Origin of the sequence: Mesorhizobium sp. LMG17149, assembly GCF_024518695.1 — a bacterium.
Lineage (GTDB): Bacteria > Pseudomonadota > Alphaproteobacteria > Rhizobiales > Rhizobiaceae > Mesorhizobium.
In genome coordinates, this window is the sequence record NZ_JANIFL010000004.1 from 503,691 (window position 1) to 521,267 (window position 17,577).

18 protein-coding genes and 1 tRNA gene are annotated in these 17,577 nt (G+C 60.5%); 3 read left to right on the forward strand and 16 right to left on the reverse strand.

Annotated elements, in window-relative coordinates; all coding sequences use genetic code 11:
* Positions 1-16 precede the first annotated feature (16 nt).
* Both dprA and NP945_RS11700 read left to right on the forward strand, forming a co-directional pair.
* Positions 17-1,156, forward strand: coding sequence for a DNA-processing protein DprA (gene dprA / locus NP945_RS11695; RefSeq protein ID WP_256746472.1), 1,140 nt, complete (start codon positions 17-19; stop codon positions 1,154-1,156).
* A 236-nt stretch (positions 1,157-1,392) separates the two neighbouring features.
* Positions 1,393-1,863, forward strand: coding sequence for a nucleoside deaminase (locus tag NP945_RS11700; protein WP_256746421.1), 471 nt, complete (start codon positions 1,393-1,395; stop codon positions 1,861-1,863).
* A gap of 577 nt (positions 1,864-2,440) precedes the next feature.
* On the opposite strand, the gene NP945_RS11705 is transcribed toward NP945_RS11700, so the two are convergent.
* The 4 genes from NP945_RS11705 to NP945_RS11720 form a co-directional block, all read right to left on the reverse strand.
* Positions 2,441-2,683, reverse strand: a complete 243-nt coding sequence (locus NP945_RS11705; protein ID WP_256746422.1) for a hypothetical protein — start codon at positions 2,681-2,683, stop codon at positions 2,441-2,443.
* 84 nt (positions 2,684-2,767) lie between these two features.
* Positions 2,768-3,253: a hypothetical protein gene (locus NP945_RS11710; protein ID WP_256746423.1), complete on the reverse strand. Its 486-nt coding sequence runs from the start codon at positions 3,251-3,253 to the stop codon at positions 2,768-2,770.
* An 8-nt stretch (positions 3,254-3,261) separates the two neighbouring features.
* Positions 3,262-3,807: a DUF6680 family protein gene (locus NP945_RS11715; protein WP_256746424.1), complete on the reverse strand. Its 546-nt coding sequence runs from the start codon at positions 3,805-3,807 to the stop codon at positions 3,262-3,264.
* Between the two features lie 335 nt (positions 3,808-4,142).
* A tRNA-Lys gene (locus tag NP945_RS11720) sits at positions 4,143-4,218 on the reverse strand.
* A gap of 258 nt (positions 4,219-4,476) precedes the next feature.
* On the opposite strand from NP945_RS11720, the gene NP945_RS11725 reads away from it, so the two are divergent.
* On the forward strand, positions 4,477-4,962 hold the full coding sequence (locus NP945_RS11725; RefSeq protein ID WP_256746425.1) for a BA14K family protein: 486 nt from the start codon (positions 4,477-4,479) through the stop codon (positions 4,960-4,962).
* A gap of 96 nt (positions 4,963-5,058) precedes the next feature.
* Here the strand turns inward: NP945_RS11725 and NP945_RS11730 are convergent, their stop codons facing one another.
* The 12 genes from NP945_RS11730 to NP945_RS11785 form a co-directional block, all read right to left on the reverse strand.
* Complete coding sequence (locus NP945_RS11730) at positions 5,059-5,538, reverse strand: DUF6882 domain-containing protein (protein ID WP_128309049.1); 480 nt, start codon at positions 5,536-5,538, stop codon at positions 5,059-5,061.
* Positions 5,539-5,572: 34 nt separating this feature from the next.
* Positions 5,573-7,066 (reverse strand): glycerol kinase GlpK, encoded by a 1,494-nt coding sequence (gene glpK, locus NP945_RS11735; protein WP_256746426.1) that lies wholly within the window; start codon positions 7,064-7,066, stop codon positions 5,573-5,575.
* 96 nt (positions 7,067-7,162) lie between these two features.
* On the reverse strand, positions 7,163-8,887 hold the full coding sequence (locus NP945_RS11740; protein WP_027036699.1) for an ABC transporter substrate-binding protein: 1,725 nt from the start codon (positions 8,885-8,887) through the stop codon (positions 7,163-7,165).
* 77 nt (positions 8,888-8,964) lie between these two features.
* Positions 8,965-9,246: a DUF2160 domain-containing protein gene (locus tag NP945_RS11745; RefSeq protein WP_256746427.1), complete on the reverse strand. Its 282-nt coding sequence runs from the start codon at positions 9,244-9,246 to the stop codon at positions 8,965-8,967.
* Positions 9,243-9,578 (reverse strand): hypothetical protein, encoded by a 336-nt coding sequence (locus tag NP945_RS11750; RefSeq protein ID WP_256746428.1) that lies wholly within the window; start codon positions 9,576-9,578, stop codon positions 9,243-9,245. Before NP945_RS11750 ends, NP945_RS11745 begins: the two co-directional genes overlap by 4 nt.
* Positions 9,578-10,501 carry a carbohydrate ABC transporter permease gene (locus NP945_RS11755; protein ID WP_027036701.1) on the reverse strand — a complete coding sequence of 308 codons (924 nt, stop codon included), beginning with the start codon at positions 10,499-10,501 and terminating at the stop codon, positions 9,578-9,580. Before NP945_RS11755 ends, NP945_RS11750 begins: the two co-directional genes overlap by 1 nt.
* 1 nt (position 10,502) lies before the next feature.
* On the reverse strand, positions 10,503-11,369 hold the full coding sequence (locus NP945_RS11760) for a carbohydrate ABC transporter permease (protein WP_127272310.1): 867 nt from the start codon (positions 11,367-11,369) through the stop codon (positions 10,503-10,505).
* On the reverse strand, positions 11,370-12,437 hold the full coding sequence (locus tag NP945_RS11765) for an ABC transporter ATP-binding protein (protein ID WP_023812976.1): 1,068 nt from the start codon (positions 12,435-12,437) through the stop codon (positions 11,370-11,372).
* Positions 12,438-12,447: 10 nt separating this feature from the next.
* Positions 12,448-13,527, reverse strand: a complete 1,080-nt coding sequence (locus tag NP945_RS11770; protein WP_127269023.1) for an ABC transporter ATP-binding protein — start codon at positions 13,525-13,527, stop codon at positions 12,448-12,450.
* Between the two features lie 42 nt (positions 13,528-13,569).
* Positions 13,570-15,096: a glycerol-3-phosphate dehydrogenase gene (gene glpD / locus NP945_RS11775; RefSeq protein WP_256746429.1), complete on the reverse strand. Its 1,527-nt coding sequence runs from the start codon at positions 15,094-15,096 to the stop codon at positions 13,570-13,572.
* Positions 15,097-15,221: 125 nt separating this feature from the next.
* Positions 15,222-15,989, reverse strand: a complete 768-nt coding sequence (locus NP945_RS11780) for a DeoR/GlpR family DNA-binding transcription regulator (protein WP_127258922.1) — start codon at positions 15,987-15,989, stop codon at positions 15,222-15,224.
* A gap of 127 nt (positions 15,990-16,116) precedes the next feature.
* Positions 16,117-17,523 carry an aspartate aminotransferase family protein gene (locus tag NP945_RS11785; protein ID WP_127272311.1) on the reverse strand — a complete coding sequence of 469 codons (1,407 nt, stop codon included), beginning with the start codon at positions 17,521-17,523 and terminating at the stop codon, positions 16,117-16,119.
* Between the last annotated feature and the right edge of the window lie 54 nt (positions 17,524-17,577).

Sequence of the window (17,577 nt, forward strand, 5' to 3'; positions counted from 1 at the left end):
CGAGCCTGCCGCCGTGGTGAGTGGGCCGGCCGCAGGGCCGCGTCTCAGCGACCGGCAGCGGCTGAGCTGGCTGCGGCTGATCCGCACCCAGAATGTCGGCCCCGCATCGTTTCGCGACCTCATCAACCGTTTCGGTTCGGCCGAGGCGGCTCTGGAGATACTGCCGGAACTGATGATTTCAGGCGGCGCCATCCGGATCGCTCGCATCCCTTCCATTGCCGAAGCCGAGGCCGAACTGGAATTAGCCGGAAAGGCCGGCGCCCGCTTTGTCGGGATCGGTGAAGCAGATTACCCACCCCTATTGCGCAACATGGACCATCCGCCGCCGTTGCTGGCGGTAAAGGGCAACGCAGCTGTTTTTCGGCTGCCGGGTGTCGCCATCGTTGGGGCACGCAACGCGTCCCTGGCCGGCATCAAGATGGCACGCATGCTGGCGGCCGACCTCGGCCGCGACGGCTACGCAATCGTCTCCGGCCTTGCGCGCGGCATCGACACGGCGGCGCATCAGGGCAGCCTGGCGACCGGCACGATCGGCGTCCTGGCTGGCGGTCTCGACCTGCCTTACCCGCCTGAAAATGCCGGCCTGTGCGACGAGATTGCCGAGCGCGGCGCCATCATCTCGGAAATGCCTTTCGGCTGGCAGCCGCGCGCCCAGGATTTCCCGCGCCGCAACCGCCTTGTCGCGGGTGCGGTCCTTGGGCTGGTGGTGGTCGAGGCAGCGCAACGCTCGGGCTCGCTGATCAGCGCCAGGCTTGCGGGCGAAATGGGCCGGCTGGTCTTCGCCGTGCCGGGCTCGCCGCTCGATCCACGCGCCGCCGGCACCAATGGCCTGCTCAAGGATGGCGCCACCCTGGTCACCGACGCAGCGGACGTTTCGCGGGCAATCGCTCCGCTGACCGGCATGCGGGCGCCCGACGTGCCGCCGTTCGAAGAGCCGCCCGACTTCTCGGCCACACCACCGCCCGGCGAAAGCGACCGCGCCCGCGTCATCGAGGCGCTCGGCCCAACGCCAGTGGCGGTCGACGAGATCATCCGCCACACCCGCCTGCACCCGGCCCAGGTGTTCATGGTGCTGCTGGAACTCGACCTCGCCGGCCGCCTCGAGCGCCATGCCGGAGGGAATGTATCACTGGTGTTCGGGGAGCCTTCCGTCTGACGCTGTTCGCATTTTCGCAGCCGAACTCCTTCGAGAAGCTCGGCGAGGATGGCCTTTCCGCTTTGCCGCGTCTGCTCATCTGTTCGAACGCCAAGACCGGCCGGCGATTGTAGGGCAAAGGTCTGATATCCCGAGGCAAAGGTCTCAAGCAAAAGTTGGCTCTTGCCACTCGCGTCCGTTGGCACCAATCTCGCTCAGCCGCTCATCGGTGGATGTCGGCATGACAGGATCTTGCCATGACCCGCGATCAGATGCTCGCCCACCTGCGGTCCGCCGATGCCGTCGCGCGCGAGGCGGCGGCGCATGGGCACCATCCGTTCGGTTGCGTGCTGGTCGGGCCGGACGATCGCGTGCTGATGCGGCAGGGCAATCTCGACACGGTGCGCCATGCCGAGACGGAGCTCGCCCGGCGCGCGGCGGCGGCCTATGAGCCGGAGTTCCTGTGGCAATGCACGCTGGTCTCAACCTTCGAGCCGTGCGCCATGTGCGCCGGCACGATGTATTGGGCCAATATCGGGCGGCTGGTTTACGGGGTCGAGGAGACCGAGCTGCTGGCGCTCACCGGAGATCACGCGGAGAATCCGACGATGAGCCTCTCTTCGCGCACAGTCCTCGACTCCGGCCAGAAAAAGATCGAGGTCTTTGGCCCCTTCCCCGAAATCGCCGACGAGATGCTCGCACCGCACCGCGGTTTCTGGAAGCGCTGACGGCTTCGAGACACCACCAGAACGATCAAAGGCAGCAGTGACTGTAGGATCGGTCGGGGCCTCTGCCGCCGCCGGGTAACAAAATCAAAGACTTACAGAATCAATGAGCCGAAGTCGGACGATCTTGTCGTGTCGTTGCCCGTGGCGAGATCCTGGAGAAAGTCACACGGACCGCGAAAAGTCGCACAGTCCTTGCTGTTTTCCAAAGAGTGAATTCTCCACCGCCTGAAGGCGGTGGAGAATTTACGGCTGCAGGAAGGTTGCGGCCAAAGCAATGATCACACCTGATGTGTTTGACTTCATGTTCAGCTTGGCGGCTTAGGGCTCAAGATCGCTACGATGTGCTCCAAACCGGCCTCCATAGACACATAGAGCATGCCATAGAGGAAAGCGAAAAGCGCTCCGTGCCATAAGCTGCCAAAACTCATATAGCCAAGAACTGCCAAGCCGAGCATGCCCCCGACAAGATACTTCCATGAATTGTTTTTTCCCAAGACTAACTCCTGCTTCGCCAGCCCTCAAAGCGCCGCTCCCGAAAGGGGGCGGCTTTTTTGCTTCTTGGCATTGTACTGCGTTTTCAGTCGATCGTCCGGAGTCCGCGCTTCTCATAGACGGATGGCTCAGCGTCTTGCTCATCCGCAATAGCTCGGTCGACTGCTTCTATAATTTCTTGAAGCGCCTTAAGTTGTTGACCCCACATGCCACCGTCGCCATTCGACTTTCGCAAATCAAGCGCCGTTCGAATTTGGTTGCGCCGCTCACTGACATATATTGCTCGGAACTCCTGTAAATCTTCTAGGTGTTGATTTTTGTCGTCCACTTCGTCCTCCATAGGAAATTGCTACAACAATAGATCGTGCCGGCTCGATGTTGTCTTCCCCCTATAGTCACCTTGGCCCGGAAATTAGATGACGTTCGCTGCTCGTACGGCTGCAATTAGAAAGAGCACCAGAGAAACGATCGCGGCAAGCGGCGTGATCCAGAGTGTCACCCGAGCAACCACCCTCTTTCCACCTTTCAGCGTCGGCTCTCTACCCTCTCTTATGTCCTTTAGGAAACCAGCGTAGACGTTTGCGACGATAGTGAAATTGATCCAAGCCAAGCCGCCTGCGATGAGCGTTGTGGCCACCCCATAGATCAGTAGAGGTCCGCAGGAGTGGTAAAGAGGTGCCCTGGCGGCTCCCGCTTGCGAGATCGCCAGCAAAGATCCGGCGTGGACCGCCAAGAGAGACGCAAGAAGCCATTTTCCATATTCATATTGCTTTTCAAGGGCAATAAACAACAGTTCCTTTTGCGCCTGATATCTCGTTTCAACAGGTATCAGTGGTGCTGTCGGCGATGGTGTCTCGACTATCGCGTTGGCTGGTTTCGGGGCGCCGCTTTTTTCCATTCTGGGGGTCATAGTTCTGTGGAGCCAAAAACATTCGAGATTTCGTCGGCCGTAAGCTCGGAAGGCAGACGTACTTCTACAGCCATAGATTTTAGCAAGTCTATCAAAGCTTCGTTGGCCTTGTGCCCTGTCAGCATTCCAGTATGAATACCACGATAGAACGCACCAAGCTTGTCACGAACTGTTTTCGAATCCGAGAATGCAACAACAGCGAGGTTGAGCGCTCGATTGGCTTCGCGTGAGCCGATCTTCGCCCGTTCCTGCATCAGGATGTTGAACACAGCTCTTTTCGAAGACAGGCGCGCATGCTCCTGCTCCGATCTTGCCCGCAATTTTTCAGATAGGTTTGCTGCCCACAGCGGGCCCCAAAGCGTCGCAATTACCGAAAACATGGCGGCGATAGCGCTAGCAATCGCTGCGGTCGTCTGAAGGCCTTGTGGTGACATTGTCCCCTCCCAAAAAAATGGATTTCCCATATTCCTGTCCCATGCCAAACCATTGAAAACAATAGAAATGGAGCCTGAAAAATAGTTCGCTAGCGAGGCGAAATCCATTTCGGTTCCGGGCTACTCTATCCCGTCAATTGAAATATGGGAGAAACCCAAATGAGCCCTAAAGCCGCTGAGGTCGCACGCGAGATCGAGGAACAATACCGGGACCGCCCCGTTGAAGCGCTCCTAGTGCTTTTGGAGTGGATGAGAAAGAACCTACCGGGCATCGGAGTTGTCGAGCCCTGACAATCCCCCCAGCGAAAGGATTCAGCCGCCCCTTTGTGTTTTGGGGCGGCGGCTACCCTCGCCGCGCGGAACCCCACCCGAATCCAGATTGCCTTTTCCCACAGAACATCAGTAGCACGAGCGGGTCAACATATTGATTTATTTGGTGAATTTGGTGAGCGCGATGGGATTCGAACCCATGACCTACTGATTAAAAGTCAGTTGCTCTACCGGCTGAGCTACGCGCTCCCGCGGGCGAAAGGCGGCCCTCGAAATTGCGCGGAACATAGGGAGAGTGCCTCGACCGGTCAACCGGAAAAAGAGAGCTCGCAAACACGGGTGGCTTCGGCCTGTCGCGACACTTGCCAGCCGCGCCACCGGTGGGAGAACAGCCAAGGGAACACTGGCATTTCTGCCCGACAGCGGCATCCAGTCTGGGGAACAATTGTATGCGCCGCTCGTTTTCCCGGCACAGGGACGTCCGCCAAACCATCGAGGAGAAAACCAATGAACAGAATCACAACGAGCCTTCTGGCGGCCACTCTCTCCGCCACATTCGTTGCGGCGGAGGCCGTGTCGGTTAACGCCCAACCGAACTATGTGCCGCAATCCCAGGTCGCGGTGCCGGATGTGCAGACAGTCCAGTACCGGGAGTGGCGCAAGGACCGCTACAATCGCAATTTTTCGCGTGACCGCAATTTTTCGCGCGACCGTAATTTTTCCCGCAATCGCGGCGCGTATTGGAACGGCCATCGCGGCTATCGCGAATATCGCCCCGGCTACCGTCGTCACGGCGATTATTGGTTCCCGCTTGCGGCGTTCGCGACCGGCGCGCTGATCACCGGTGCCATCATCAACAACGAGAACAACCGCGTCTACGGAGGCAACGCCCACGTCCAGTGGTGCTACGACCGCTATCGCAGCTACCGTGCTTCGGACAACACGTTCCAGCCGAATTACGGCCCTCGCAAGGAGTGCCGTTCGCCTTACTGATCAAGGCGCGTTTAAGTAGCTGAGATACGTTGAGTGGAGCTCGCGCCGGCAACGGCGCGGGCTTTTGATCGATTGGCCGGACGAGAACAGTTGCCGTCAACTTGCCCAGTTGATGCTCTTGAGCATCAGATAAAAGCCACCGCCGTCCTCTCTGTTGGGACAACGATAGATACCCAACCCATTGCAGATACGGGCCATCACCGCACTGAGTTCCCAACCAACCACTTCCAGCGCATTGTCCGCATCCGTCGCATAGGCTTGGGCCAGTTCGTCAATGCCATTCTGCTCTCCGAAGGATCGAACCAGCTTTGCATCGCTGAGGAGCTCGCTGGGCAGGCTTGAATTTGCCCAAGCCCACAGCCAGTTGCCGGCCTCGGTGCTCGTTGAGCCGACAATCTGGATCTCGGTGACCACCTTGGCGACCCGGTCTTGCGAGAACAGAAGCGTTCCGGCCGTCAGGTCGTAGTCATAGCGCGAGCAATCGCCGAGGCGAAACTCCTTGTTCGCGCGTGCATTTTTGGCCTTCAGCTGTTCGATAGCCTCGTCGCGCCAAGCAGGATACCAATCTGGCTGCATTCCTCGCGCCCTATCACCCACCACTGATGGCTGTTTATGACACGCTCAACGTCCGTCGCACAGCATCGCGCCAACCCGCGAGCTTGGCTACGCGCACGGAGCCATCCATGTCCGGCTGGAAGCGTCGTTCCAGCGCCCAGCTCTTCGCGAACTTCCTGGCATCCGGCCAAACGCCAGCTTTCGAGCCGGCCAGCCAGGCTGCACCGAGCGCGGTCGTCTCGAGAATGGTCGGGCGGTCGACCGGTGCATCGAGGATGTCGGCCAGACGCTGCATGGTCCAGTCCGACGCCACCATGCCGCCATCGACCCGCAACACGGTCTTGGCCGAAGCCCCCTTCCAGTCCTTGCGCATGGCGTCGAGCAGGTCGCGCGTCTGGTAGGCAACCGATTCCAAGGCGGCGCGGGCAAACTCCGCCGGGCCGGAATTGCGCGTCAGTCCGAAAATGGCGCCGCGTGCCTCGGCGTCCCAATGCGGCGCGCCGAGCCCGACGAAGGCCGGCACCAGGTAGACGTTTTGGGTTGGATCGGCTTCATCAGCCAGTTTGCCGCTTTGTTCGGCCTTGCCGATCACCTTGATGCCATCGCGCAGCCATTGGACCGCGGCGCCGGCAATGAAGATCGAGCCCTCCAGCGCGTAGGTCGTCTTGCCGTTCAGCCTGTAGGCAATGGTGGTCAAGAGCCGGTTCTTCGAACGCACAAGATCGCTCCCGGTGTTGAGCAGGGCAAAGCAGCCGGTGCCGTAGGTGGATTTCATCATGCCCGGCTCGAAACAGGCCTGGCCGATGGTTGCCGCATGCTGGTCGCCGGCGACACCGAGGATTCTTATCTCGGCGCCAAAGAGATTTTTCTCCGTGATTCCATAGTCATCGGCGCAGTCTTTCACCTTGGGAAGCATTTTTGCGGGGATGTTGAGGATCGACAGCAGCTCGTCGTCCCAGGCATTCTCAGCGATGTTGTAGACCAGTGTGCGCGAGGCGTTGGTGGCGTCCGTGGCGTGGACCTTCCCGCCGGTCAGCCGCCAGATCAAAAAGCTGTCGATGGTGCCGGCGAGCAGTTCGCCTTTCTCGGCGCGTTTTCTCGCGCCTTTCACCTTGTTCAGCATCCAGGCGATTTTGGTGCCGGAAAAATAGGGATCGAGCAGCAGGCCGGTCTTCTTGGTGAATGTCTTTTCCAGGCCCTGCTTCTTGAGTTTCTGGCACAGCGGCGCGGTGCGCCGGTCCTGCCAGACAATGGCATTGTGGATCGGCTTGCCGGTCGCCTTGTCCCAGATGACGACTGTTTCGCGCTGATTGGTGATACCGAGTGCCGCCACGTCTGAAGCATTCCGGCCGGCCTTCTTCAGCGCCGCCTTCACGGTCGACACCACACTCGCCCAGATATCTTCCGGATCGTGCTCGACCCAGCCGGAGGCCGGATAGTGCTGGGCGAATTCCTTTTGCCCGCTGCCGGCGACCTTCATCTCGCCGTCGAACAGGATCGCCCGGGTCGAAGTCGTGCCCTGGTCGATGGCAAGGATATATCCGGTCATTATGCCTCCCCGCTTAGTCTTTTACACAAACAGGGGAGACGGCAAGATGCCGCCTCCCCCAATGTCACACGGGCGCAGACGCCCGCTTAGAACAGTCTACTTCTGCCAGCTCTTCACCAGTTCGTCGTAATTGATAGTGATCGGCTTTTCCTTCTCGTTCTCGATCTTCAGCTGAGGAGCGAGATTGCCCTTCTTGACCGCGTCGGCGTTCCAGTAGGCGAGGTCATGCTCTTCGGCCATCTTCGGGCCGATATCGCCCTGGATGCCGGCCTTTTCCAGGCGTTCCATGACCTTTTCCTGCTCGGAGCAAAGCGAGTCCATCGCCTCCTGCGCCGTCTTGGCACCCGACGACGCATCGCCGATCGCCTGCCACCAGAGCTGTGCCAGCTTCGGATAGTCCGGCACGTTCGTTCCGGTCGGCGACCACTGAACACGGGCCGGCGAGCGGTAGAACTCGATCAGGCCGCCGAGCTTCGGAGCGCGTTCCGTGAAGCTCTTGTCCTGGATCGTCGACTCGCGGATGAGCGTCAGGCCGACATGGCTCTTCTTCACATCGACCGTCTTCGACACGACGAACTGCGCATAGAGCCAGGCGGCCTTGGCGCGATCGTCAGGCGTGGACTTGAGAAGCGTCCATGAACCCACGTCCTGATAGCCGAGCTTCATGCCGTCCTTCCAGTAGACGCCGTGCGGCGACGGAGCAAAGCGCCATTTCGGCGTGCCGTCCGCGTTCACGACCGGCAGCCCGTCCTTGACGAAGGAGGCGGTGAAGGCGGTGTAAGTGAACATCTGCTGCGCGACCGTGCCTTGCGACGGGACGGGGCCGGATTCGCCGAACGTCATGCCCTGGGCTTCCGGCGGCGCATAGGCCTTCAGCCAATCCAGGTACTTCTGGATCGAATACACGGAAGCCGGGCCATTGGTGTCGCCGCCGCGCGCGACGCACGAGCCGACAGGCTGCGACTTCTCGTTGACCTTGATGCCCCATTCGTCGACCGGAAGACCGTTCGGCAGGCCCTTGTCGCCATTGCCGGCCATGGACAGCCAGGCATCGGTGAACCGCCAGCCGAGCGACGGATCCTTCTTGCCGTAATCCATGTGGCCATAGACCTTCTTGCCGTCGATCTCGCGGCCGGTGAAGAACTCGGCGATGTCCTCATAGGCCGACCAGTTGACCGGAACGCCGAGGTCGTAGCCGTACTTGGCCTTGAAATCGGCCTTGTTCTTCTCGTCGTTGAACCAGTCGTAGCGGAACCAGTAGAGATTCGCGAACTGCTGGTCGGGCAGCTGGTAAAGGTCGCCGTCCGGAGCGGTCGTGAACTTGGTGCCGATGAAGTCGGCGAGGTCGAGGTTGGGGTTAGTGACGTCCTTGCCCTCATTCGCCATCCACTTGGTCAGGCTGCGCGCCTGCTGGTAGCGCCAGTGCGTGCCGATCAGGTCGGAGTCGTTGACGTAGGCGTCATAGATATTCTCGCCCGACTGCATCTGCGTCTGCAGCTTTTCGACGACATCGCCTTCGCCGATCAGGTCGTGGGTGATCTTGATGCCGGTGATCGCGGTGAAAGCGGGCGCCAGAACCTTGGACTCATAGCTATGCGTATCGATGGTCTCGGAGACCACCTTGATGTCCATGCCGGCGAAAGGCTTCGCGGCATCGATGAACCATTGCAGCTCGGCTTCCTGGCCGGCGCGATCGAGCGTCGACAAGTCCTTGATTTCGGTATCGAGGAAGGTCTTGGCTTCGTCCATTCCGGCATAGGCCTGGCCTGCTCCCCAGAGCAGGACAAGCGCAGTCGTTGATGTTAAAAATTGCCTTCGCATTTCGTTTCCTCCACTTTTCAGTTTCAAGTGCATCTGGAGCGGCCGTCGGCACGCGGTCGCTCCAACAGTTTCCCCCTCTATACGTAGCGGAACACGCCGACGGCGTAGACTACGGAGAGAGCGAGAGCCCACCACAGGTTGGGTCCGACAAGACCCAGCCAAGCGAGATGGATAAAGGCGCTGCCGAGCAGCGAAACAAAGAGGCGGTCGCCGCGCGTCGTCTCGAAGCGCAGGACGCCGACCCGGGGATTGCCGCCAGGCGAGACGTATTCCCAAGCCGCCATGCCACAGAGCAGCACCAGGATCGTGATGAAAAAGATCGCCGTCGGCAGCGTCCATGCCATCCAGGTGAGGTTCATGGGTGTTTCTCCATTGCCACTCGCTTCGCGAGGTCACCGTTTTCGGCGGCGTAGGCGACAATATTGATCAAGCCGGAGAGATGCATAAATGCGTGCCAAAGGGTGGTGTCGTCGTTGGGCCCCTGGACCTCTGCCCGCATATCGTTGAGATCGTCGTACACGTCGCCCATCACTAGCGTCGGAGGTCCGACCTCGAATGCATCAGCAAAATATACCTTCCAGTACTGACTTTGCCTCACATGGATACCGTCAACGCCTTGACCTTCCAGACAATCAAATAGGCTGTTGGTCAGGTGGCGCAGTTCTGAGATCTTGATATCCGCTTCCGCCATCAAACCCTCCCCAGGGCGAAGCCCTTGGCGATGTAATTACGGACGAACCAGATCACGAGCGCGCCTGGAAGGATGGTGAGCACGCCGGCGGCGGCGAGCACGCCCCAGTCGAGCCCGGAGGCCGAGACCGTGCGCGTCATGATCGCGGCGATCGGCTTGGCGGCGGTCGTGGTCAAGGTGCGCGCGATCAGCAGCTCGACCCATGAGAACATGAAGCAGAAGAAGCAGGCCACGCCGACGCCGCTGGCGATCAGCGGCATGAAGATTTTCAGGAAGAAGCGCGGGAAGGAATAGCCATCGATATAGGCGGTCTCGTCTATCTCCTTCGGCACGCCGGACATGAAACCCTCGAGGATCCAGACCGCCAGCGGCACGTTGAACAGGCAGTGTGCCAGCGCCACCGCGATATGCGTGTCGATCAGCCCGAAGGCCGAATAGAGCTGGAAGAATGGCAGCGCGAACACCGCCGGCGGCGCCATGCGGTTGGTCAATAGCCAGAAGAAGAGGTGCTTGTCGCCGAGGAACCGGTAGCGCGAGAAAGCGTAGGCTGCCGGCAGCGCCACCGAAACCGAGATCACCATGTTCATGACGACATAGATGATCGAATTGATGTAGCCCTTGTACCAGGACGGGTCGGTGAAGATCACGATGTAGTTGGCCAGGGTCGGGCTCTTCGGCCACAGCGAAAAGGCGCCCAGGATCTCCTGATTGGTCTTGAAGCTCATATTGACCAGCCAGTAGATCGGCAGCATCAGAAAGATGATGTAGATCGTCGGCACCAACCACCAGAACCGGGATTCTTCGCCGCGCCGGCGCATCAGCCGCGCAAGCTGGTCCTGCGACAATGTGCTGGCGAGCCCGTCCGAAACCGCCGTCTCACGCACCCGGTCCTGCCTCGTCGTTCCTTCGTTGGCGCCGCTCATCTCAGCGCTCCGCATCGACATTGGTCATGACGGTGTAGAACACCCAAGACAGCAAAAGGATGATCAGGAAGTAGATGATCGACATGGCCGCCGCCGGCCCGAGATCGAACTGACCGATGGCAATCTTGACCAGGTCTATCGACAGGAACGTCGTCGAATTGCCAGGGCCTCCGCCCGTGACGACGAACGGCTCGGTGTAGATCATGAACGAGTCCATGAAGCGCAGCAGCACCGCGATCAGAAGCACGCGGTTCATCTTCGGCAGCTGGATGTAGCGGAACACTGCCCAGCGTGAGGCGCCGTCGATCTTGGCCGCCTGGTAGAAGGCATCGGGGATCGAGACCAGTCCGGCGTAGCAGAGCAGAACAACGAGGCTTGTCCAGTGCCATACGTCCATCAGGATGACCGTCACCCAGGCGTCGGTCGGATCGTTGACGTAGTTGTAGTCGAAGCCGAGCGACGACAGCGTGTAGCCGAGCAGGCCAATGTCGATGCGGCCGAACACCTGCCAAATCGTGCCGACGACGTTCCACGGGATCAGCAGCGGCAGAGCCATGAGCACCAGGCAGACCGGCACGCCCCAGCCTTTCTTGGGCATGTTGAGAGCGATGAAGATGCCGAGCGGGATCTCGATGGCGAGGATGGTTGCGGAAAAGATCAGGTTGCGGACCATCGACAGCCAGAAGCGTTCCGACTCCAGGATTTCGGTGTACCAGTCCGAGCCGTTCCAGAAGAAGACGTTGTTTCCGAACGTGTCCTGCACCGAATAGTTGACCACCGTCATCAGCGGGATCACCGCCGAGAACGCCACCAGCAGGAGGACCGGCAGCACCATGAACCAGGCCTTGTTGTTCCAGGTCTTCTCCATCTAGGCCTCCATCTCGACACGCCAGGAATCGGCATAGATGTTGATGCCGGCCGGGTCGAACCGCACCTTCGGATCGGCGGGCAGGGTCTCGTCCTCACCGATCACGGCAGAGATATCGCGGCCTTCGAGCTTGGCGCGCACCACCTTGTGGCGGCCGAGATCCTCGACCTTGCTGACTTGCACGGCCATGCCTTCGCGACCGAGCCGGACATATTCGGGACGGATGCCGAGCTCGACGGCGCCGCTGCCTGCCTTGGGTGCACCCGGCAGTTCGATGCGCTGTGAGCCGAGCGTCGCCGTCTTGCCGTCGATTGCCACCGGCATGACGTTCATGCCCGGCGAGCCGATAAAATAACCGACGAAGGTATGGCGCGGGCGTTCGAACAATTCGGCCGGTGTGCCGATCTGCACGATGCCGCCATCATACATGACCACGACCTGCTCGGCGAAGGTCAGCGCCTCGGTCTGGTCGTGGGTCACATAGACCATGGTGTAGCCAAAGCGGCGGTGCAACTGCTTCAGCTGCGAGCGCAGCACCCACTTCATGTGCGGATCGATGACGGTCAGCGGCTCGTCGAAAAGGATGGCGTTGACGTCGGAGCGCACCAGACCGCGGCCGAGCGAGATCTTCTGCTTCTGGTCGGCGGTCAGGCCCCTCGCCTTCTTCTTCGCCCACGACGCCAGATCGATCATCTCCAGCGTCTCGCGAACCTTGCGGTCGACATCGGCTTCCGGCACGCCGCGGTTGCGCAGCGGGAAGGCCAGATTGTCGTAGACGGTCATGGTGTCGTAAATGACCGGGAACTGGAACACCTGCGCGATGTTGCGCTCCTGCGTCGACAAATTGGTCACGTCCTTGCCGTTGAACAGCAACTGGCCGTGCGAGGGGTGCAACAATCCCGAAATGATGTTGAGCAGCGTGGTCTTGCCGCAACCGGAGGGCCCGAGCAGCGCATAGGCGCCGCCGTCCTCGAAGACATGATGCACTTCCCGCAGCGCGAAATCGGCATCCTTCTGCGGGTTCGGCAGGTAGGAATGCCTGACATGGTTGACGTCGATGCGTGCCATCTCTTTGCCCTCAAGCCGCCAGCTTCGGCGCAGTCACGGCGCTGCCGTGCTCGTCGAAAACCATGATGTGGCGCGGATCGATGAACACCTCGACCACCTCGTCCGGCTCGAAATGCCTGATACCATGGGTCAGCATGACCCAGCGCGCATCGGCGAAATCGAGATGGATGAAGCTCTCCGATCCGGTGATCTCGGTGATCGTCACCTTGGCGCGCACCGGTACCGCCGCCGCATTGGGCCGCTCGAGCGACAGGTGGTGCGGCTGAAAACCGATCGTGTACATGGCATCGGCAATGCCGGAGAGCTCGGCCGGCACCGGCAGGTTCACGCCGCCCTCGAGCAGGAAATCCCGGCCCTTCTTGGCAAGCACGATGGTGTTGAGCGGCGGATCGGAAAACGTCCTGGCTGTCACCAGGTCTACCGGCTTGCGGAACACCTCGATGGTCGGTCCGAACTGGGTGATCTTGCCTTGCGAAAGCGTCGCCGTGTTGCCGCCGAGCAGCAGGGCCTCGTGCGGCTCGGTCGTGGCGTAGACGAAGATGGTGCCGGCGGCGGCGAATATCCTGGGCAATTCGGCGCGCAGTTCCTCGCGCAATTTGTAGTCGAGATTGGCGAGCGGTTCATCGAGCAGCACCAGGCTGGCGTTCTTGACGATGGCGCGCGCCAGCGCGGTGCGCTGCTGCTGGCCGCCCGACAGGCTGAGCGGCGTGCGATCGAGATAGGGTGTCAGCTTGAGAAGAGCGGCGGCTTCACGCACCTGGCTGTCGATCCTGGCCTGCTCGATGCCGGCCACCCTGAGCGGCGAGGCGATGTTCTCATAGACGGTCATCGCCGGATAATTGATGAACTGCTGGTAGACCATAGCGATCTTGCGCTTCTGGACCGGCACGCCAGTGACATTCTGGCCGTCGAACCAGATCGAACCGGAGGTCGGCACGTCCAGGCCGGCCATCAGCCGCATCAGGCTTGTCTTGCCGGAGAGCGTAGGTCCGAGCAGGACGTTGAGCGAGCCGTGCTGGAGCGTCAGCGACACGTCGCTTATATGCTCGACCGCGCCGACCGCCTTGGTGACGTTTCTCAGTTCCAGCATGACGCCTCCTCCCAGGCCTTCCGCATCAGCTCAAACCCCTCTTCATTCGGCAGCCGCAACATGGCGCCGGCTTATGCCGCGCATGAACTCATCGAGGGCCGCCACCTGCTCGCGGCCGAGATGCAGGCCGCGCTTGGTCCGGCGCCACAATACATCTTCCGATGTGACGGCCCATTCGTTTTGAACGAGATAGCGCACCTCGGCCTCGTAGAGATCGGCGCCGAAGTTGCGGCCGAGATCGACGTTCGATTTGGCCAGCCCCAGCAGCATCCTCGCGCGGGTTCCATAGAGCCGGGTCAACCGGCGAGCCAGGCGCGCGTCGAGGAATGGATAAGCGGTTTTCAATTTCGCCACTTCGGCATCGAAACCGGTGGCCGGGAAATCGCCGCCCGGCAACGGCGCGTTTGCCGTCCACGGCTTGCCGCGTTTGCCGAGAAAACCCTCGATCTTTTCCAGCATCGATTCCGACAGCCGGCGATAGGTGGTGATCTTGCCGCCGAAAGCATTGACAATTGGGGCAGCGCCCTCGCCGCCATCGGCCTTGAGCACATAGTCCCGCGTCGCTTCCTGCGCCTTGGAGGCTCCGTCATCATAGAGCGGACGGACGGCCGAATAGGTCCAGACGATGTCCGAGCGCTTGACGGGTTGAGCGAAATATTCGCTTGCCGCGGCGCAGAGGTAATCGATCTCGGTGTCGCTGATCTTCACGTCATGCGGATCGCCGGGATAATCCTGGTCGGTGGTGCCGATCAGTGTGAACTCTTCCTCATAGGGAATGGCGAAGATGATGCGACCATCCTTGTTCTGGAAGAAATAGGCGCGTGGATCGTCGAACTTCCTGGCGATGACAATGTGGCTGCCCTGCACGAGGCGGACATTGTGCACATCGTTGAGCCCGACGACGCCGGACAGCACATGATCGACCCAGGGGCCGGCGGCATTGACCAGCAGTCGCGCCTTGATCTCCTCGGTCTCGCCGCTCTGCAGATCCTCGATCTGGATCGTCCAAAGGCCGTTTTCGCGGCGCGCGCCGGTCACTTTCGTGCGGGTGCGGACCGTGGCGCCGCGGTCGGCGGCATCACGCGCGTTCAGCGCCACCAACCGTGCATCATTGACCCAGCCATCCGAATATTCGAAGGCCTTCTTGAACAGCGGCTTCAAAGGCTTGCCGGCCGGATCCCTGGCCATGTCCAGCGTCCGGGTCGCGGGCAGCAATTTGCGCCCGCCAATGTGATCGTAGAGGAAGAGACCGAGCCTGATCAGCCAGGCCGGACGCAGGCCTTTGGCATAGGGCAGCACGAACCGCATCGGCCAGATGATGTGCGGCGCGTTCTTCCACAAAACCTCGCGCTCCATCAGCGCCTCTCGCACCAGGCGGAATTCGTAGAATTCGAGGTAGCGCAGGCCGCCATGGATCAATTTGGTCGAACCCGAGGAGGTTCCGCTGGCTAGGTCGTTCATCTCGGCGAGAAACACGGAAAAGCCACGACCGACGGCATCACGGGCAATGCCGCAGCCATTGATGCCGCCACCTATGACGAAAATGTCACGGATCGGAGATGCGTCCACAATTCCTCCAACGATTTCGCATTGCACCATTTTTGGGCTTTTACGAAACCGTGTCGGAATTATTTCGAAATGATAACGAATGTCAAACGAAATATCACGAGCGCGTGATATCGGGCAGAAACCGCCTAGGCGAGCGACGTCTCGATCAACTGAACCTCGGCCTCCTGGCAGATCTTGCGCACTGACGGGATGTCGCAACGATCGGTGATGAAGGTGTTGACCTGCGACAGATGGCCGATGCGCACCGGTGCGGTTCGCTCGAATTTGGTCTGGTCGGAAACCAGGATGACATGCCTTGCATTGGCGATGATCGCCTGCGCCACCTTGACCTCGCGAAAATCGAAATCGAGCAAGGCGCCGTCATGGTCGATGGCGGATGCACCGATCACCGCATAGTCGACCTTGAACTGCCTGATGAAGTCGACCGCCGCTTCGCCGACCACACCGCCATCGGAACCGCGCACAACCCCGCCGGCGATCACCACCTCGATCGAGGGATATATCCGCATCCTATTGGCAACATTGATGTTATTGGTGATGACCATGAGCCCGTTGTGATCGAGCAACGCCTTGCTGACCGACTCGGTCGTGGTGCCGATGTTGATGAACAGCGAGGCATTGTCGGGGATCAGCCTGGCGGCCGCACGGCCGATCGCCTCCTTCTCGTCGGCGGCGATCTTGCGTCTCGCCTCATATTCCATGTTCTCGATGCCGGAGGGATACAACGCGCCGCCATGGATGCGCGAGAGCAGCCGCTGGTCGCACAAATCGTTGAGGTCCTTGCGTATGGTCTGCGGCGTCACATTGAAGTGGGTGGCCAGATCATCGACCAGCACGCGGCCATGATCCTTGGCCATCTGGATAATCTCGGCATGGCGCGGCGACAGATACATAGGCAACCTCCCGTTTTCGTTTTTCTTGTCTATAGTCGAAAACGAAACCGATGAAAAGGCATAAGCCGGCTAATGAAATGCATGTGATTGCCAAGGTGAATACGAACGCAAACCAGATTGTGCCCGATCAATCCATTGCGCGCGCGATTTCCGTGATGACGGTGAAGGCCGTATCAACATCGGCGGCGGTCGCCTCGAACTGTCCGACCTGGAACCGGATTGCGATCCTGCCATCGACCTTCGTCTGCGTCAGGTAGATGCGGCCATCGTCGTTGATCGCATTGACCAGGCGCAGATTGTGCTCGTCCGCGTCGGTTGCGATCTTGTGTCGGAACGAGAACAACGACAGCATCGGTTCGCTGACGATCTCGAAATCCAACTCCCTTGCCAGCCGCGCCGCCAGCGCTTCGCTCCACCCGACATGATTGCGGATCATCGTGCGCAGATTTTCCAGGCCATGGGCGCGCAGCAGGAACCACAATTTCAGCGCGCGAAATCGCCTGCCGAGCGGCACCGACCATTCGGAATAGTTGATGATGCCGTCGTGGCCGTGTGTCTTCAGATAATCCGGCTTGATGGCCAGCGTCCTCACATGGCTTTCGGGATCGCGCAGGAACTGGATAGAGCAGTCGAACTGGGCGCCCAGCCATTTGTGCGGATTGAAAACGATTGAATCGGCGCCTTCGACGCCTGTCCAGAAATGCCGATATTCCGGACAGATCATCGCCGATCCCGCCCATGCGGCGTCGACGTGAAGATAAAGCCCATGCCGCCGTGCGACCTCGACAACCGCTGCAATATCGTCGGCGCCCCCGGTGCTGGTGCCGCCGACGCAAGCGATGATGCCGGCCGGCAGCATGCCGGCTTCCCTGTCGGCGATGATTGCCGCCTCGAGTGCCGCCGTATCCATGGCGCGAAAGCGGCCGGCGACGGGAATGCGCACGAGATTGTCCTCGCCTATGCCGGACACCCAGATCGCCCGGTCAATCGAAGTATGCACCTGGTCGGAGGAGTAGATGCGCAGCCGCGCCTGCCCTGCCAGGCCTTGTTTGTTGCCTTGCCAATCGAGCGCCCGTTCGCGCATGGTCAGCACTGCGGCCAGTGTCGCCGACGAGGCTGAATCCTGGACTACGCCCGAGAAACCTTCCGGCAGGCCGAGCGCCTGGCGCATCCAGTCGACGGTGCGCGTTTCGAGTTCGGTCGCCGCCGGCGACGTCTGCCAGAGCATGCATTGCGCGGCCATCGCCGAAACCAGATATTCCGCCACCACCGAAACCGGCGCCGCATTGGCCGGGAAATAGGCGAAGAAGCGGGGATGCTGCCAATGCGTCATTCCCGGCAGGATCTTCTCTTCGAAGTCGGCGAAGATCCGGTCCATCGGCTCGGCGTCTTCGGGCGGCGAAGCCTCAATGCTTCGAAAAATGTCGCCCGGTTCGACCAGCGGCCGCACCGGCCGCTCGCGTAGCGTATTGCGGTAGTCGGCGCCCCAGTCGGCGGCGCGGCGCGACCATTGCCGGAAATCATCGTTGTTCATCCTGTCCTCCCGACATGATCGACCGCCACCATCCATCGCGGCTGGTCTCTTTAT

What these genes read in the sequence shown, in the direction of transcription:
- NP945_RS11700 (WP_256746421.1), top strand. Translation starts at nt 1,393, where the DNA reads ATGACCCGCGATCAGATGCTCGCCCACCTGCGGTCCGCCGATGCCGTC.
- NP945_RS11710 (WP_256746423.1), bottom strand. Translation starts at nt 3,253, where the DNA reads ATGGAAAAAAGCGGCGCCCCGAAACCAGCCAACGCGATAGTCGAGACA.
- NP945_RS11715 (WP_256746424.1), bottom strand. Translation starts at nt 3,807, where the DNA reads ATGGATTTCGCCTCGCTAGCGAACTATTTTTCAGGCTCCATTTCTATT.
- NP945_RS11725 (WP_256746425.1), top strand. Translation starts at nt 4,477, where the DNA reads ATGAACAGAATCACAACGAGCCTTCTGGCGGCCACTCTCTCCGCCACA.
- NP945_RS11730 (WP_128309049.1), bottom strand. Translation starts at nt 5,538, where the DNA reads ATGCAGCCAGATTGGTATCCTGCTTGGCGCGACGAGGCTATCGAACAG.
- glpK (WP_256746426.1), bottom strand. Translation starts at nt 7,066, where the DNA reads ATGACCGGATATATCCTTGCCATCGACCAGGGCACGACTTCGACCCGG.
- NP945_RS11740 (WP_027036699.1), bottom strand. Translation starts at nt 8,887, where the DNA reads ATGCGAAGGCAATTTTTAACATCAACGACTGCGCTTGTCCTGCTCTGG.
- NP945_RS11745 (WP_256746427.1), bottom strand. Translation starts at nt 9,246, where the DNA reads ATGAACCTCACCTGGATGGCATGGACGCTGCCGACGGCGATCTTTTTC.
- NP945_RS11750 (WP_256746428.1), bottom strand. Translation starts at nt 9,578, where the DNA reads ATGGCGGAAGCGGATATCAAGATCTCAGAACTGCGCCACCTGACCAAC.
- NP945_RS11755 (WP_027036701.1), bottom strand. Translation starts at nt 10,501, where the DNA reads ATGAGCGGCGCCAACGAAGGAACGACGAGGCAGGACCGGGTGCGTGAG.
- NP945_RS11760 (WP_127272310.1), bottom strand. Translation starts at nt 11,369, where the DNA reads ATGGAGAAGACCTGGAACAACAAGGCCTGGTTCATGGTGCTGCCGGTC.
- NP945_RS11765 (WP_023812976.1), bottom strand. Translation starts at nt 12,437, where the DNA reads ATGGCACGCATCGACGTCAACCATGTCAGGCATTCCTACCTGCCGAAC.
- NP945_RS11770 (WP_127269023.1), bottom strand. Translation starts at nt 13,527, where the DNA reads ATGCTGGAACTGAGAAACGTCACCAAGGCGGTCGGCGCGGTCGAGCAT.
- NP945_RS11780 (WP_127258922.1), bottom strand. Translation starts at nt 15,989, where the DNA reads ATGTATCTGTCGCCGCGCCATGCCGAGATTATCCAGATGGCCAAGGAT.
- NP945_RS11785 (WP_127272311.1), bottom strand. Translation starts at nt 17,523, where the DNA reads ATGAACAACGATGATTTCCGGCAATGGTCGCGCCGCGCCGCCGACTGG.